Origin of the sequence: Kordia jejudonensis (assembly GCF_001005315.1) — a bacterium.
In the GTDB taxonomy this organism is placed as follows: Bacteria; Bacteroidota; Bacteroidia; order Flavobacteriales; family Flavobacteriaceae; genus Kordia; species Kordia jejudonensis.
Genome location: NZ_LBMG01000057.1, coordinates 1 through 15,600, shown reverse-complemented (window position 1 = coordinate 15,600; position 15,600 = coordinate 1). Strand labels below are relative to the sequence as shown.

The following is a 15,600-nucleotide window of genomic DNA, read 5'->3' as shown; positions in this document are numbered from 1 at the left end:
TAGAGCGCTTTTTCTATGAAATCTTCTGAGCAAAAATTGAACAAGCTTCGTCAAGCATTTGATATACATTTTCAAAACCTTGATCGCCGCCATAATACGGATCTGGTACTTCTGCGTTGGAATTTGGAGAAATTTGGTTCAAAATCATATGCACTTTTGCACGATCTTGTTCTGTTGTGGCTAAAGCGAGAATGTTGTCATAATTCGATCGATCCATCGCAAAGATGTAATCAAACGTTTGAAAATCACTTCTAACGAACTTTCTTGAGCGTTGGTAGGTAATATCAAGTCCGTGTTGTTTTGCAGTAGTCATCGAGCGTTTGTCGGGAAGTTCGCCAACATGATAACCTGCAGTTCCAGCAGAATCTACTTCAAATTTCGTTGGATCAAGTTTGGAAGCTAAAATTCCTTCTGCCAAAGGAGAACGACAAATATTCCCTAAGCAAACCATTAAAATTTTAGTTTTCATGTGATAAGATTAAAGCGAGAGTTTCTTGGTTAAATCTTCTACATATTTGCGAAATTGTTTGTCAGTAGAGGATAAGTTGTCAACCGTTTTACAAGCGTGTAATACTGTAGCATGATCGCGTTTTCCAATTTGAGAACCAATACTTGCTAAAGAAGCTTTTGTAAATTTCTTCGCAAAAAACATTGCCAATTGTCTTGCTTGTACAATATGTCGCTTACGAGTTTTAGATTGTAAGGTAGAAACATCCATTTGGAAATAATCAGAAACTACTTTCTGTATGTAATCGATAGATACTTCGCGTTTGGTATTCTTAACGAATTTTTCAACGACTTGTTTTGCCAATTCGATCGTAACTTCTTTTTTGTTGAAAGATGATTGTGCAATTAGTGAAATAATTGCGCCTTCCAATTCACGAACATTCGATTTGATATTTTTTGCAACATATTCTACAATATCGTCTGGCATTTCTACACCATCACGATACAATTTATTCTTTACAATAGAAACACGTGTTTCGAAATCAGGTGTTTGCAATTCGGCAGAAAGTCCCCATTTGAAACGCGATAACAAGCGCTGCTCAATATCTTGCATGTCAACAGGAGCTTTGTCAGAAGTCAAAATCACTTGTTTTCCATTTTGGTGTAAATGGTTGAATATGTGGAAAAACACATCTTGTGTTCCAGATTTTCCAGAGAAGAATTGTACATCGTCAATAATCAATACATCTATCAATTGATAAAAATGTATAAAATCGTTACGTGTATTCTTCTTTACAGATTCTATATATTGTTGTGTAAATTTCTCAGCAGAGATATACAACACCGTTTTTTCAGGATATTTGTCTTTAATTTCAACACCAATTGCGTGTGCAATGTGTGTTTTTCCTAGTCCAACACCACCAAAAATCAATAGTGGATTAAACGATGTTCCTCCAGGTTTGTTGGCAACAGCCATTCCAGCAGAACGTGCCAGACGGTTTGAATCGCCTTCAAGGAAGTTATCGAAATTATAATTTGGATTTAACTGAGATTCAATCTTAACATTTCTAATACCAGGAATGATAAATGGATTTTTCAGTTCAGGACTTTTATTTTTGATAGGCACATCAATTTCTTGTGCTTTTACATTGCTACGATTGGCACTTGGAATTTTTTCCGTAAACGGTTTTTTATTTCCATAGGTATTTTCCATTTTAATGATATATACCAAACGTGCTGTATTTCCTAATTCTTTAACAAGCGCAACTTTCAATAATTTCACATAATGTTCTTCAAGCCATTCGTAAAAAAATTTACTAGGAACTTGAATGCTTAATGCTTTATTTGTTAACTTTACAGGCTTTATAGGCTCAAACCAAGTTTTATATGCTTGTGGTTGAATGTTGTCCTTTATGAAAGACAGACAATTATCCCATACTGATTGCGCAGTTACACTCATTTATTACTGTTAAATTGTTATTCTTTAGGTTAGGAAAAAAAAGAAAATTCGGGGTTTTCTCCTTTCGTTTTTTAGCGTGAACAAATATGTGAAAAAAAAAGTGAAAAAAAAACTTGAACGCTATTGAATTTCTTAAATTTTTTTCGCATGCTTGGAAACAATTTTTTTACAATTCGTTAACATTACTAAATATATAAAAATACTTTGAGAAGTCACGAAATAAAAACTAGAATTCGATACAGCGAAACCGACCAAATGGGCGTTGTATATCACGGCAATTACGTACAGTTTATAGAAATGGGGCGAACTGAGTGGTTACGCGCTTTGGGCATTTCTTACAAAGAAATGGAAGAAGCTGGTGTGATGCTTCCTGTAATTTCTATTCAGATTAATTATAAAAAATCGGCATATTATGATGATGTGCTGACAGTTAGAACCACACTGAAAAAATTACCGTCAGTTAAGATTGAATTTGAATACGAAATTTTGAATGAAAGTAAGGAAATTATTACACTAGGAAACACTGTTTTGGCGTTTATCAATATGAAGACAAAAAGACCTATGAAATGTCCCGCGCATTTGATCGAAAAATTATCGACGATTGACTTTTAATTTGTAACACTTTTTAAAAGATTCAGTCAAATAATTGTGATAATTCAGATACATGACAGAAGCACAAAAACTTTTATGGGATAAAATTCGAAGTTTTGAAATTGATGATGTAGATTCTTCATTTACATTTACAGATAGACTTGCTAGAGAAAACGATTGGACTTTAGAATATTCTATAAGAACAGTTTTGGAATATAAAAAGTTTCTTTTTTTGATTGCAATCTCAGATTTTCCACAAACACCATCCGATCAAATAGATCAAGTTTGGCATCTTCATTTGTTATACACACAATCGTATTGGATTGATTTTTGTCAAAATACCATCAACAAACAAATTCATCATGGACCAACAAAAGGTGCTGAAGAAAAAATGTTGTTCAAAGAACAATACATGCGAACTTTAGCATTTTATGAATCAATCTTTTTAAAAAAGCCACCAAAAGATATTTGGGTTGATGTTGAAACAAGATTTAAAGAAATTCACTTTACAAGAATAAACAGGCGTAAGTATTGGATACTTCCTAAATTAAGATTTTTAAAATAATGAAACTACTTTCTAGGATAACACCCGCAGAAACAATTTTGATACAACAAGGAAGTGCCGCACAGCTCAAAGACTTGTTGAAATTTACTTTTATGGATTTGCTTTTAAAGCAAGTTCTCAAAATTGTAACAGAAAATAAGCAACTACATCCAAGAAATGAAGCGCGTTTGTATACATACGTTGAAACTGGTAAAAACTTTGAAAAGTACGTTCCGAGGCATCATGAAGTAATTTTTCTGAAACCTTTTACACAAGAAGCATCTATTCAAATACTTTTCAAGCACTTTGTAAAAATCACATATGAAGCTTCCAGCGGAAAAAGAAGCTATAGAGAAAGTATTAAAAGGAGTAAAGAGTTAACCTCATATTTCAATGATTCGTTTTTTATCTCCTTGTTCCGATTCATTAAATTAACTGAGGCAGGAAAGAAAGCTCATCAAGAAATTACAACCTATTTGCGGGAAGTAAATTTGCAGATTAACGATTTGTTGAAAAACGATCAGAAGAAAGCCTTAGAATTTTTAATAGCAATTGGTGGAAATATTTTTTTATTACAGAATTTAGATTTTGATCTGCTCAAAAAGATAGACAAAGTACTCATTGAACAGCAAAGATCAATATATACAAGTGTTGATTCTTATGGCGATGATTGGTATCTTTATGGAGATTTCTATGATGATAATTGCTTATTTGATTGTGAATTTGAAGATCACGAATCTTTTGATTCTTTATTTTCCGACACTATGGATTCATTCGATTCTGAATTTGATGCTTCAAGTTGTTCTTCTTGGGACAGTGGCTGCGATAGCGGATGCAGTAGTTGTGGCGGTTGCGGTGGTTGTGATTAAATAGTGTAAGTAATTGTGTAGACGAAACACTAAACGTAGCGCAAAGCTTTACCAACTTGATCATTTTTTAATACAAAAAGGGTATATTTAAGTACTGTAAACCATTAAATTATTTGAAAATGAAATGTATTAAAAATTTGAAAAATTCAAAATGTATCAAAGAATTGACTGCAAGCAAACTATTTAAAATTTATGGCGGCGAGTCATCTGAAACTACAGATACCACCGATACTACTTCAACAACAACTACAACTCCTCCTGAAACAACGAGTACACCAGTCGTAAATGTTGGAAATACTATTGTAGACGATTTAAACGGATTGATTCGATAAGAATATAAAAGATGATGAAGTGTACTTTCTTTATCATCTTTCTTTATTTTACTTTCATACCAATCATCAAGCAGTTCAAAAATCTTTTTATCTTTTTGATGAGTAAAAATTACAACTTATCAATCGCTGATACATCATATCGTAATTAGTTTACAAAAATGTAAACAAAGTTGAAATAAATTTCAAAAACCGGAAACAAATCCGTATCTTTAAAAATGATAATCAAACAAATAGCAACTGGTAATTTGCATCGTGTGCAAATAACGCCTGTTCAAACTAATGAATATCAAAAAATAACCAAAGCACGCTATTTCTTCAATTGGAAAACAGAAAAGAAATATGAAGTGTACAAATTATGCATGGTTGATTCTAGTGAAATATTAGGATTAATTTCATTGCAAAGAATACCAAACGAATGGCGCGTACACATTCGATTGCTAACGGTTTCGGTTGAAAATAAAGGAAAAAACAAAGCCTTTGAAGGCATTGCGGGAAATTTGATAACACACGCAGCAAAAATTGCTATCTTAGAATATGCAGCATTGGCATGCGTTTCCTTACGACCCAAAACGGAAATTGCTAAACATTATATAAATACCTATAACTTTATGGCTACAGGACTTACACTAAGTATTGAAATGCCAGAAATAATAAACTTGATAAATCGATTTGACCATGACGAAGGATAAAAACATACATACAACTCCAGAATTTGGCGTAGATAGCAGATATACCTCAGAAACTGTATATCAATCGGAAGCAACTGCTTTAATGGAAGCACGTTTGCAACGTATGAAAGGATTGTCTAAAGACGATGTTATTCGTGCTAAATTAATGCAGTTAAAGTTAAAAATGCAAGAATTTATCAAACAGCCAATACACGAAAAACAGCATTACTTTTCAATATTTTTACAACAGTATATTGATACTATTTATTCTAAAAGAACTGTTTTTGCCAACGATATGGGTATTACGCCTGTACAATTGAGTCAAATTATAAATAATCATCGTACGCCACAAGACGATTTTATTTTGAAACTCATGATTCATTCCGAAATGATTTTTAAAGATGTCTGTGATTTTCAAAAGGAACTTTGGTATCAAGTGTATTCTCATGAAAAGTTATGTAAAATGATGTCTACACAACACGAATGGCAAGCCAAATTGAAGCAAGAAGTTTGTGTAAGTGAGCCTATAGCGAAGTATGAAAAGAAGGATAAGTGATTGTTTGTGTTGTAAGTTGAATCTATTCTTAAAAAAAGTACATTAAAAATACTTCAGATTTCAGTACGTGACACGATTTTTGTTTTTTTGATTATGAATGAAAGTAAAATAAAACGATTTCACCACTATACAAAATACACGTAGTTTCTAAATATAATGCTGTATATACACTAAATGAAAAAAATAATATTTGTTCTAATCTTTTTAATTTCATCGTATACTTTTGGACAAAGTTTTCCACCAAAAGAATATAAACACTTCGATTTCTCCAAAATAGAAGCAAAGGTTTCTGATACCGAAAAATTAGCGCTTTTGAAGAAACGTGCTTATTCAAAATATGTAAACTTATACACTCCAGCGATTTCAAAAGACGGAGAATTCTCAAATTATCATGTACTAGATTTTAATGGAGATGGTTTGTTAGACATAATTTATAATAATAAGGAGGCAGATGGAATTGAAAAAACAATCGCTGCTTTTTACGTAAATGAAAAAGATTCACTTCGCCCAGTTATTAAATTGCTCGGAAATTTCACTAAAATTAATATAGAAAATAATCAATTAAAAAGCTTTCAACTAATTCAATTTCCGTGTTGTGCACAGTATGAATATTTGCTTGAAGATTATGAATTTAAAAATTCTACAGATTGTTTTATACCTTATAGAAATAAAAAGAATAAGTACATATCAGGTTACGAAAAGTTGAATTCGTCTGAGTTTTGCGTATCGCTAACGGATAGATATGGGTATGTAATGCAAACTGAATTTCCTGATAACTCAACGATTAAAGACACTTTGAAAGTCACAAAAAATGTATATCTCACAATTAAGCCATCAAAAACTACTGACGCCGATTTTAATAGAGATGATTATGCCTATTTTTATGAAGGAAATAAAGCGATATCATACTTATCTGTTGGAACAAGCTGCTATGTAATTGCGGAAAGGAAAGATGAGAATGATGAATTATTTTGTTTTGTGATGTTGATTAATAACGACAAATATAATAATTTGATGAGCTATGATTTTTATCAGTACGGTTGGGTTCAAAAAAGTAATTTGAAATAGGATAGAATCAATCTACTGAATTACAGTCTCAACTTTAAAATGTTTTGATAGAAAATTATCAATTCAATCCAACTCTTTTATCTCAATCTCATACAAATTCTCAAACAACTCAAAAATTTGTTGTGCATCTTTTTGACGTACCGAAATGGTAATTCTGCAATTCATTTCCAATTTTTGCGTAATGATATTCAAGTTTCGTTCTTTGATCACGCGCATGACTTTGTTCATGTTTTTGTAATCAAACACAAGTAAATAATCAGTGTTAATCGTTTTTTCTAGAATTTCAGAAGCTTCTAGGGCTAATTGTGCACCAGTACGATACGCGTTAATCAATCCGCCAACGCCCAATTTTGTTCCACCAAAGTAACGAACAACCACAATTAAAATATTAGTAACGTCAAAGGATTGAATTTGTCCATAAATCGGCATTCCTGCACTGTTAGAAGGTTCGCCATCATCATTGGCACGAAAACGAAACGGTTCACTTTTACCCAATTGCCAGGCATAACACCAATGTCGTGCAGAATGATGACTTTTTTTCAAAGCTTCCAAATATGTCTTGACATCATCTTCATTGGAAATAGGAAAAGCGTATCCGAAGAATTTACTGTTTCGGTCTTTAAACAATACTTCTTCCGAAGGAATATCAATAGTTTTATAGGTATCTTTTAGTTCCAAAAGTCAATACGTTTTATGTTATGCCGAAATCGCAATAATGACAATACTTATAATTGCAATGAGAATTCCGATCCAGTTTTTTGTAATAAGTTTTTCTTTAAAAATTATAATTCCTAATAGCGTGGATAGCATCACAATTGCTACATTATTTATCGGAAAAACCGTTGAACTATCGCCCAAGTTTTCAGGACGTAATGCTTTTAACAGAAAGACAATAGAGTAGAAGTTCGGGATTCCGAGTGCAATTCCACCTAAAATTGTTTTTCCTGTAATCTTAAAATCGCGACGAACCGTAGCAACTACAATTCCAATAATAAATGCACAACCAAAAATTGCCGCAGAAAATAATGGTGTTTCGCCATCTGCTACATATTCGGTTTCCATGTATTTGATGGAAGTATCAATGATTCCTGAGCCTAAGAATAGTAAAATAGGGAATAATAATTTTTTACGATCAAAGGTTTTTCCATCATCTTTTACAGTTGTTAAATATACAGCAACTAATGCCAATATGATTCCTGAAATTTTCAATAAACTGAGTTGTTCTTTATATACAATTACCGCAAAAATCACAGGAATTACAACCGACATTTTACTTGCCACCGAAGCAACTGAAAGTCCGTTGCGCTGTGCAGTGGTTGCCATTACCATAAAAATTGAGATAAAAAGAAATCCTAAAATAATGGCACCAATCATAAATGGACGTTGGGTCATTTCGGTAATAGATACACCGTTTCCATAAAAGAAAAATCCACAAGTAAAAGCTGTCAGATAGTTAACAACAATCGCTTGAAAAGTATTTACTTGGTATTTGTCAAAGAGTTTAAATATGACAAATAACGAACTGGAAATACAAATGCTAAGAATAAGATATATCAAAATAAAGGTGCTTTGTGAGTAAATAAATCAACTACATCTTCTTCGGCAGGTATCAAATTCCAAACGTGAATTCCCAAAGTAGCAGCTGTGTCAGTGTTTTCTTTTGTATCATCAATAAAGAGCGTTTCTTCAGCTTTCAAACCATTTTCCTGCAAGACAAATTCGTAAATATTTGCATCTGGTTTTCTCAAATTGATTTCATGCGAAAGGTAAAATTGCTCAAAACAATCTTTAAACTCGTTGTACAATTTCATTCCCCAATCGTGTTGAATCCAAGAAATATGCAAGTCATTTGTATTACTCAACAATAACAAACGATACGTTCCGTCTTTTGCCAATTGTTTGATGAATTCTAGTCGGTGTTTTGGGAAATCGAGTAAAATAGCATTCCAAGCGTCAATTAAATCGGCTTTGGTTGTGTGTGGAAATTCTTGATGGTAAAAATCAACAAACGCTTCTGTAGTTAGTAATCCTTTTTCGTATGCTTGATTCTTTTCAACCATTTCAGCTGTGAATTCCTGAATTCCTAACTTGTGCAACTCCCGATTGGTCGCAGGTTTGTCTAGATTGATGAAAATATCTCCAAAATCGAAAAGTAAGTTTTTAATCATTGGTATAAATATCTAGTAAATCGTCTATAATAGTTTGTTTTGAATGTAATTTTCCATGAAATGTTGGCGCTTCAATTCCTTCTTGAAAAGATATATTTCCTGTAAAAACGCGTGCTTCATCCCATAAATTACCATCAATAAATGTTTGTAACGTTTGTTTTCCTCCTTCAATAATTACCGATTGTAATTCATGTTTGTATAAAATAGCACAAATTTGTGTTGGAATATTGTTAGAAAAATCAATAGTTTCGAAATGTAAATTTTCTCGCGATTCGTGTTCTGCTGCGGTAATAACTATCGTTTTTATTGTTTGATCCAATAATTCATTGTTAGAAGGAACTCGCAATGTTCTGTCCAACACGATACGGACAGGATTTTTACCATGCCAATCGCGTGTATTTAACTTTGGGTTGTCTGTAATTGCTGTATTGGTTCCTACTAAAATTGCAGCTTCTTCACTTCGATATTTATGCACCAATTGCCGTGAAAATTCATTCGTTATCCAATTGGGCTGAATCGGATCATTTTCGTTTCTAATTTTATCAATAAAACCATCTTTTGTTTGCGCCCATTTTAAAATAATGTACGGACGTTTGTATTGATGAAATGTAAAAAATCGTTTGTTTGATGCAATGCATTCTTCTTTCAAAACATCTAAAACTACTTCACAGCCAGTATTTTGCAACTTTTCAATTCCTTTTCCAGCTACTTTGGCAAACGGATCCATTGTGCCAATAACTACTTTCGGAATTTGATGTTTGATGATGAGGTCGCTACACGGAGGCGTTTTACCAAAATGACTACACGGTTCTAGTGAAACATACATTGTCACTTCCTTTAATAACGATTTGTCTGTTACAGAATTGACAGCATTTACTTCCGCATGATTTCCACCATAGGCACTTGTGTAGCCTTCGCCAATAATTACATTATTATGTACAATTACTGCACCAACGGACGGATTTGGCATTGCTATAGGCAAACCATTTGCAGCCAATTGCAAACAACGTTTCATGTATGTTTCGTGAGTATGTTGCACTATAATTTTACTTGTACTTCTTGTGATTGATCTACTTTATAATCATATGAAAAGCCCAAAGCTGTGTAGGTAATTGTTCCTTTATAACTAATGGTCATTTTCTGTTGTTGTGCAGCTTTTAAGATGCCTTCTAGCAATCCGTTTTTATTATTTTCAAAAATTTCATTCAACGGAACAACCACTTTTAGCGGAATTGAAAAGTTTCCATTGGCAGGCACAGGAAACGATTCTGAACTTACATCAGCAATAAATGCATCATCTACATATACCTTAATATTATCGCTTTTTAAGGAGCCACCAATATCATTTTGATTAAAAAACACAGCTTCCGCAGTCAATTCAACATTGATCAGCGTTGCCTTATTAACTTTTACATTTTCAATAGCGACAAATAATGGCTTTTTTTTCACATCACAGTTGAAAAGCAACAATAATAATGGAATAAAGATGAGTTTTTTCATAATATATATGGTATTAAATCTTGCTGTCGCGAAAAACTAAATCAAGTTTGGTTTAGGAACGTTTATCTTCATAAAAACGAACAATAAACAACGCGTAACAAATAACTAAATTTACTATCTTCACAGCATCACAAAACTACATAATTTCTATCTGAAGCGAACATAAAATGAGTCAAGAATTCTATCAAGATCAAGTTTTTAAAGCGATTGATTATACGCAACGTACATTTCCGAAAGGAGAATACGACAATTGTACGTTTATAAATTGCAAGTTTGAAGACGTGTATGTAACAGCCATGACATTTTTAGAATGCACTTTTGATACCTGTGATTTTACGAATGCTAAAGTAAAAAGCACAACATTTACCGAAGTTAATTTTGTGAATTGTAAGTTACTTGGCGTAGATTTTAGTGTGTGCAATGATTTTATGTTTTCGGCAATATTTCAAGACTGTATCTTAGAATTGGCGTCTTTTGCACATTTGACAATAAAGCAAACGACATTTAGAGCATCTAACTTGCAAAATGTAGATTTTACAGGAACGAATGTAGAAAATTCTATTTTTGATGATTGTAATTTGAAAGGCGCAATTTTTGAAAATACTAATTTAGAAAAAGCCGATTTGAGTACGGCGTATAATTATACAATCAATCCTAGTTTGAATCAACTCAAAAAAGCAATATTTTCACGTGCTGAAATTCACGGATTGTTAGCAAATTATGATATAAAAATAAGTTAAGACGATTTCAATCATTAAATTTTTAATCTTTCAATTATAGAAATATGATTATCAGAGAAATACAACCAAAAGACAATCCTGCAATGGCAGCCTGCATCCGATTGGTTATTCCTGAGTTTGGTATGCCAAAAGTAGGAACAGCATATGAAGATCCTGAAACAGACAGAATGTTTGAAACATATCAAGGCGAACGGGAAGTTTACTATGTAATTGAAGAAGATGATGGAGAAGTTGTTGGTGGCGGAGGAATAAAAGGATTGCGCGACAATAAAAACAATGTATGCGAATTACAGAAAATGTATTTTTTTCCAAAAACTAGAGGGAAAGGCTATGGTAAATTGTTGTTTGCTAAATGTTTACAAGCTGCGAAAGATTTTGGATATACGCATTGTTACCTTGAATCTTCGCCAAAATTTAAAGCGGCGATTCATATTTATGAAACCTTCGGATTTCAACATTTGGATGCACCACTTGGAAGTACAGGACATTATTCATGTGATGTTTGGATGCTGAAGGAGTTGTAGTTTGTAGGTGTTTGGTCGCTTTGCTTTTGGGTAATAGATTTTAGTATTCTTTGAAGCAACTTGATGAATTTTGAAATTATAAATGCTAAATGTTGAATGTGAAATTATTAGTTTCAACTAAACATAGAACATAGAACAAAGAGCAATAAAGGCAGTTTCTGTGTTTATAAGTTTAGTAGTTTGCATTTGGATGAAACATTTAGAACTAATATTTTTAAAACCTAAAACCTAAAACCTAAAACCTAAAACCTAAAACCTAAAACCTAAAACCTAAAACCCAAAACCCAAAACCCTTGCGATTAAAAGATATACAAAGCATATTTCACAAAGAATTAGATGAAATCTACGGAAAAAACGAAGTAGACAGTTTCTTTTTCATGTTGACGGAAGCCTATTTTGGTTTGGTACGTTTTACCTTGGCGTTAGATCCTGAATATACGATCACGAAAGAGCAAGAAACTCCAATGTTTGCCGCTTTGAGCGAATTGAAACTGGAGAAACCAATTCAACATATATTAGGGAAAACACATTTTTTTGGATTGGAATTTTGTGTAAATGAACATACACTAATTCCACGACCAGAAACAGAAGAATTGGTACAATGGATTTTAGATACAGTACAAAATGATGCAATCACGCGAAAGCTTCGAATTTTAGACATTGGCACAGGAAGCGGTTGCATTCCGATTGCGTTGAAAAAGAATCTTCCCAATGCGGAAATTACCGCCATAGATATTTCTGCGGAAGCGTTACAAATTGCTCAGAAAAATGCTGAAATCATTCAAGTTGAGATTCAGTTTGTACAAGCGGATGTTTTACAACTTACAGATTTGAATTTCAGCAAAGAAAACCCAACATCATTTGACATCATTGTGTCCAATCCGCCATATGTGCGAAATTTAGAAAAAGAAATGATGCAGAAAAACGTATTGGCATACGAGCCTGATTCTGCGTTATTTGTAGAAGATGAAAACCCGTTGGTATTTTACGACAAAATAGCCGATCTCGCGAAAGCGAACTTACAATCTAGTGGAAATTTATTCTTTGAAATCAATCAATACTTAGGGAAAGAAATGGTTTCACTATTGAAAAATAAAGAATATACAGCTGTTGAATTGCGCAAAGATATTTTTGGCGTTGACCGAATGTTAAGAGGAACTTTTTAAATTTTAAATGTTGAATGTTGAATGTTGAATGCTGAATGTTGAATGTTGAATGTTGAATGAAAAAAGATTAGTTTCAATTAAACAAATAACAAATAACAAATAACAAAGAATATAGAATAACGAATAACGAATAACGAATTTTGAAATTATAAATGTTGAATGTTAAATGCTGAATGTAAAATTATTAGTTTCAATTAAACATAGAACATAGAACATAGAACATAGAACATAGAACATAGGACAAAGAACATAGAACAAAGAGCAATAAAGGCAGCTTCTGTGTTTATAAGTTTAGTAGTTTGCATTTGGATGAAACATTTAGAACTAACATTTTTAAAACCCAAAACCCAAAACCCAAAACCCAAAACCCAAAACCCAAAACCCAAAACCCAAAACCCAAAACCCAAAACCCAAAACCCAAAACCCAAAACCCAAAACCCAAAACCCAAAACCCAAAACCCAAAACCCAAAACCCAAAACCCAAAACCCAAAACCCAAAACCCAAAACCCAAAACCCAAAACCCAAAACCCAAAACCCAAAACCCAAAACCCAAAACCCAAAACCCAAAACCCAAAACCCAAAACCCAAAACCCAAAACCCAAAACCCAAAACCCAAAACCCAAAACCCAAAACCCAAAACCCAAAACCCAAAACCCAAAACCCAAAACCCAAAACCCAAAACCCAAAACCCAAAACCCAAAACCCAAAACCCAAAACCCAAAACCCAAAACCCAAAACCCAAAACCCAAAACCCAAAACCCAAAACCCAAAACCCAAAACCCAAAACCCAAAACCCAAAACCCAAAACCCAAAACCCAAAACCCAAAACCCAAAACCCAAAACCCAAAACCCAAAAAATGAAAAGTATAGCAGTATATTGCGGAAGCAGTTTAGGAAATGATGACAAAATTGTAACGGATGCACGCGAACTTGGAAAAGCGTTAGCCACAAAGAATATAACCTTGATTTATGGCGGTTCGCAAGTTGGTATTATGGGCGTTGTCGCAAATACTGTATTAGAAAATGGCGGAACAGTTATTGGAATTATTCCTGAATTTCTAAAAAGTAGGGAAGTAGCACATCTTGGTATTTCGGAGTTGCACACCACAAAAACTATGGTAGAACGCAAGATGAAAATGATTGATCTAGCCGAAGGTTTTATTGCGCTTCCAGGTGGATTTGGCACGATGGAAGAACTTTTTGAAGTCATTACGGCATTGCAATTGGGACAAATGAAACATCCTGTGGCAATTTTGAATAGTAACGGTTATTATGATGAACTGATTGCAATGATGCACACCATGATGAAAAAAGGTTTACTCAAAGAAAAGAACTTTGACATGCTCATCATAGAAACAGATAGTACACGATTGCTAGATCGAATGCAGAATTTTGTTCCGAAAGTCACATCAAAATATTTAAAATAAACTATTTTTTAGCCTGTTCTTTTACCGCAGAAAAATCATTAATTTTTGTGACATAAAAATCAGTTCCCGCTTTAAAAGCAGTCACAGTTACTTTGTAGGCTTTTTTATTGTGTGTAAAAAACAAATCGCCTTTCATGCTTTGAACACCATTGGTAGCTCTTGGCCAATATTGATAATTTACAGGCTCAATTTCGCTCCAGTCAATTTGAAAAGTAGTTCCTTCTTGTTGAAGTTTGTTGTAATCTGCAATAAGTCTACTATTGAAATCTTTCTTAGTGATCACTTTGTAATTTTCTAAAAACTCTTTTCCAAACTCATCTGGATGAGCTAGTACATACGATTTCAATTCTTCAAAAGTGTAAAAACGATTGATATATTCGTTTTCAGACAGACTTTCTAAATTTGTCAACACATTAAATGCATACGTGCCAATTTCGTCAGAAGAAGCTAACTTTTTCGATTGTTGACATGACGTTAATATGATTGCAGTCATGATCAAAAGCGTAAAAATAGAGTATATTTTTTTCATTGTGTGTGTTTGAAAATTTCAAGATTCAAATATATTGAAAACCGATTACCTAACGCTATATAAAGGTATATTCTTAGGATAATTTTAACAGCAATCCGCATATTATTCCTCAAGCTTAAATGCAGCTGCATGCGTTGTAATGAAGTCTTTTACCGTTTGAAAATCATGTATTTCTTGCGGAATTATAATTTTTCCATTCGAATTAAAAAAATTATAATCGTAACTTTTAATGATAATTTCAGTTGGTTTTATAATGGTTGATTCAATTTCGCTCACAAGAAATGATTGATCCGTTTTTGCGCCATACCGTGCTTCATTTCGCGCATTTACAAACTGATTAGCAAGATTTAATTCTCCATTAGCGACTAATTTTTCAACTTTTGTTTCAGAGATATGAAACGTAGTTTTTTGGGCAATATTTCCAATTTGATTGAATGAAAGTAAGTAAATAAACAAGATAATTACCGTCATCATAATCGTAAACGGAAGCATAATGATGTCGTGCACACCGTAACTATAGGTAAACATGAATAAAAGCAATATCACGACCGACATAATACTCGCAATTAAGCGAATATTTCTATTGGCTTAGCGTGTAACATACCTATCAACCTGTTCTTCTTTTATGGTATAAATATTCATACATTTAAATATTAATTACGGGTTTTCCGTAGAGGTTTCAAATTTTAATTTCATATGATTGTTCTTTATTAATTCTTAAACTATTTAATCATGAAAAAAAAGAATCTTACATCTTTACGATTAAACAAAACATCTGTTTCTAAACTCGATCGTGCAAAAGGAGGCATGCCACCGCCACCGCCACCGCCACCAGGACTTACAGGTTTATGTTTCACATTTGACCCTTTTATTTGCAATATTCCAACAGGAGATTCTCATATTGTTTGTGAAACTCGACAACTTGAATGTTACATTCTTACTTCAGATTGCTAATGTTTTATCATTTAGGCGAACTTCGGTCAGTCATGGTCGGAAGAAAAAATCTTCCGA

At 33.0% G+C, this 15,600-nt stretch carries 21 protein-coding genes; 12 read left to right on the top strand and 9 right to left on the bottom strand.

The window, feature by feature from the left end; translation table 11 throughout:
• Positions 1 to 13 precede the first annotated feature (13 nt).
• Together AA089_RS20305 and dnaA are read right to left on the bottom strand one after the other, a co-directional pair.
• Entirely contained in the window at positions 14 to 469 is a 456-nt protein-coding gene (locus tag AA089_RS20305) for a low molecular weight protein-tyrosine-phosphatase (RefSeq protein ID WP_046758842.1), read from the bottom strand.
• Positions 470 to 478: 9 nt separating this feature from the next.
• Positions 479 to 1,906 (bottom strand): chromosomal replication initiator protein DnaA, encoded by a 1,428-nt coding sequence (dnaA, locus tag AA089_RS20300; protein ID WP_046758841.1) that lies wholly within the window; start codon positions 1,904 to 1,906, stop codon positions 479 to 481.
• 204 nt (positions 1,907 to 2,110) lie between these two features.
• Here dnaA and AA089_RS20295 point away from each other — a divergent pair, with 204 nt between their 5' ends.
• The 7 genes from AA089_RS20295 (at position 2,111) to AA089_RS20265 (ending at position 6,534) form a co-directional block, all read left to right on the top strand.
• Positions 2,111 to 2,518: an acyl-CoA thioesterase gene (locus tag AA089_RS20295; RefSeq protein WP_046758840.1), complete on the top strand. Its 408-nt coding sequence runs from the start codon at positions 2,111 to 2,113 to the stop codon at positions 2,516 to 2,518.
• A 52-nt stretch (positions 2,519 to 2,570) separates the two neighbouring features.
• Entirely contained in the window at positions 2,571 to 3,062 is a 492-nt protein-coding gene (locus AA089_RS20290; RefSeq protein ID WP_046758839.1) for a glycine-rich domain-containing protein, read from the top strand.
• Positions 3,062 to 3,910: a hypothetical protein gene (locus AA089_RS20285; RefSeq protein WP_046758838.1), complete on the top strand. Its 849-nt coding sequence runs from the start codon at positions 3,062 to 3,064 to the stop codon at positions 3,908 to 3,910. The genes AA089_RS20290 and AA089_RS20285 overlap by 1 nt, the downstream gene beginning before the upstream one ends.
• A gap of 137 nt (positions 3,911 to 4,047) precedes the next feature.
• Positions 4,048 to 4,242: a hypothetical protein gene (locus AA089_RS20280; RefSeq protein ID WP_162200465.1), complete on the top strand. Its 195-nt coding sequence runs from the start codon at positions 4,048 to 4,050 to the stop codon at positions 4,240 to 4,242.
• Between the two features lie 215 nt (positions 4,243 to 4,457).
• Positions 4,458 to 4,931, top strand: a complete 474-nt coding sequence (locus tag AA089_RS20275; protein WP_046758836.1) for a hypothetical protein — start codon at positions 4,458 to 4,460, stop codon at positions 4,929 to 4,931.
• A complete protein-coding gene (locus tag AA089_RS20270; RefSeq protein ID WP_046758835.1) occupies positions 4,918 to 5,466 on the top strand; it encodes a hypothetical protein in 549 nt (182 codons plus the stop codon). The genes AA089_RS20275 and AA089_RS20270 overlap by 14 nt, the downstream gene beginning before the upstream one ends.
• A 174-nt stretch (positions 5,467 to 5,640) precedes the next feature.
• Complete coding sequence (locus AA089_RS20265; protein WP_046758834.1) at positions 5,641 to 6,534, top strand: hypothetical protein; 894 nt, start codon at positions 5,641 to 5,643, stop codon at positions 6,532 to 6,534.
• A gap of 63 nt (positions 6,535 to 6,597) precedes the next feature.
• Here the strand turns inward: AA089_RS20265 and AA089_RS20260 are convergent, their stop codons facing one another.
• From AA089_RS20260 to AA089_RS20240, 5 genes are read right to left on the bottom strand one after another with little or no spacing between them, the layout of a single operon-like run.
• Complete coding sequence (locus AA089_RS20260) at positions 6,598 to 7,212, bottom strand: IMPACT family protein (RefSeq protein WP_046758833.1); 615 nt, start codon at positions 7,210 to 7,212, stop codon at positions 6,598 to 6,600.
• A gap of 18 nt (positions 7,213 to 7,230) precedes the next feature.
• Positions 7,231 to 8,091 (bottom strand): DMT family transporter, encoded by an 861-nt coding sequence (locus tag AA089_RS20255; protein WP_046758832.1) that lies wholly within the window; start codon positions 8,089 to 8,091, stop codon positions 7,231 to 7,233.
• Positions 8,088 to 8,702, bottom strand: coding sequence for an HAD family hydrolase (locus tag AA089_RS20250; protein ID WP_046758831.1), 615 nt, complete (start codon positions 8,700 to 8,702; stop codon positions 8,088 to 8,090). Before AA089_RS20250 ends, AA089_RS20255 begins: the two co-directional genes overlap by 4 nt.
• On the bottom strand, positions 8,695 to 9,744 hold the full coding sequence (gene ribD, locus AA089_RS20245) for a bifunctional diaminohydroxyphosphoribosylaminopyrimidine deaminase/5-amino-6-(5-phosphoribosylamino)uracil reductase RibD (protein WP_262495034.1): 1,050 nt from the start codon (positions 9,742 to 9,744) through the stop codon (positions 8,695 to 8,697). Before ribD ends, AA089_RS20250 begins: the two co-directional genes overlap by 8 nt.
• Positions 9,741 to 10,202 (bottom strand): hypothetical protein, encoded by a 462-nt coding sequence (locus tag AA089_RS20240; protein WP_046758829.1) that lies wholly within the window; start codon positions 10,200 to 10,202, stop codon positions 9,741 to 9,743. The genes ribD and AA089_RS20240 overlap by 4 nt, the downstream gene beginning before the upstream one ends.
• Positions 10,203 to 10,369: 167 nt before the next feature.
• On the opposite strand from AA089_RS20240, the gene AA089_RS20235 reads away from it, so the two are divergent.
• The 4 genes from AA089_RS20235 to AA089_RS25770 all read left to right on the top strand — a co-directional run bounded on the left by AA089_RS20235 (position 10,370) and on the right by AA089_RS25770 (position 14,060).
• Positions 10,370 to 10,942 (top strand): pentapeptide repeat-containing protein, encoded by a 573-nt coding sequence (locus AA089_RS20235; RefSeq protein ID WP_046758828.1) that lies wholly within the window; start codon positions 10,370 to 10,372, stop codon positions 10,940 to 10,942.
• A 44-nt stretch (positions 10,943 to 10,986) separates the two neighbouring features.
• Positions 10,987 to 11,466 carry a GNAT family N-acetyltransferase gene (locus tag AA089_RS20230; protein WP_046758827.1) on the top strand — a complete coding sequence of 160 codons (480 nt, stop codon included), beginning with the start codon at positions 10,987 to 10,989 and terminating at the stop codon, positions 11,464 to 11,466.
• 293 nt (positions 11,467 to 11,759) lie between these two features.
• The gene (prmC, locus tag AA089_RS20225; protein WP_046758826.1) at positions 11,760 to 12,632 is read left to right on the top strand and encodes a peptide chain release factor N(5)-glutamine methyltransferase; all 873 of its coding nucleotides are present in this window, start codon (positions 11,760 to 11,762) and stop codon (positions 12,630 to 12,632) included.
• Positions 12,633 to 12,941: 309 nt separating this feature from the next.
• Positions 12,942 to 14,060 carry an LOG family protein gene (locus tag AA089_RS25770; RefSeq protein WP_316936958.1) on the top strand — a complete coding sequence of 373 codons (1,119 nt, stop codon included), beginning with the start codon at positions 12,942 to 12,944 and terminating at the stop codon, positions 14,058 to 14,060.
• Between the two features lies 1 nt (position 14,061).
• On the opposite strand, the gene AA089_RS20210 is transcribed toward AA089_RS25770, so the two are convergent.
• Positions 14,062 to 14,589, bottom strand: coding sequence for a hypothetical protein (locus tag AA089_RS20210; protein WP_046758824.1), 528 nt, complete (start codon positions 14,587 to 14,589; stop codon positions 14,062 to 14,064).
• 102 nt (positions 14,590 to 14,691) lie between these two features.
• Positions 14,692 to 15,117 carry a hypothetical protein gene (locus AA089_RS20205; protein ID WP_156169166.1) on the bottom strand — a complete coding sequence of 142 codons (426 nt, stop codon included), beginning with the start codon at positions 15,115 to 15,117 and terminating at the stop codon, positions 14,692 to 14,694.
• A gap of 204 nt (positions 15,118 to 15,321) precedes the next feature.
• On the opposite strand from AA089_RS20205, the gene AA089_RS25015 reads away from it, so the two are divergent.
• Positions 15,322 to 15,543 carry a hypothetical protein gene (locus AA089_RS25015; protein WP_156169163.1) on the top strand — a complete coding sequence of 74 codons (222 nt, stop codon included), beginning with the start codon at positions 15,322 to 15,324 and terminating at the stop codon, positions 15,541 to 15,543.
• The last annotated feature ends 57 nt before the right edge of the window (positions 15,544 to 15,600 follow it).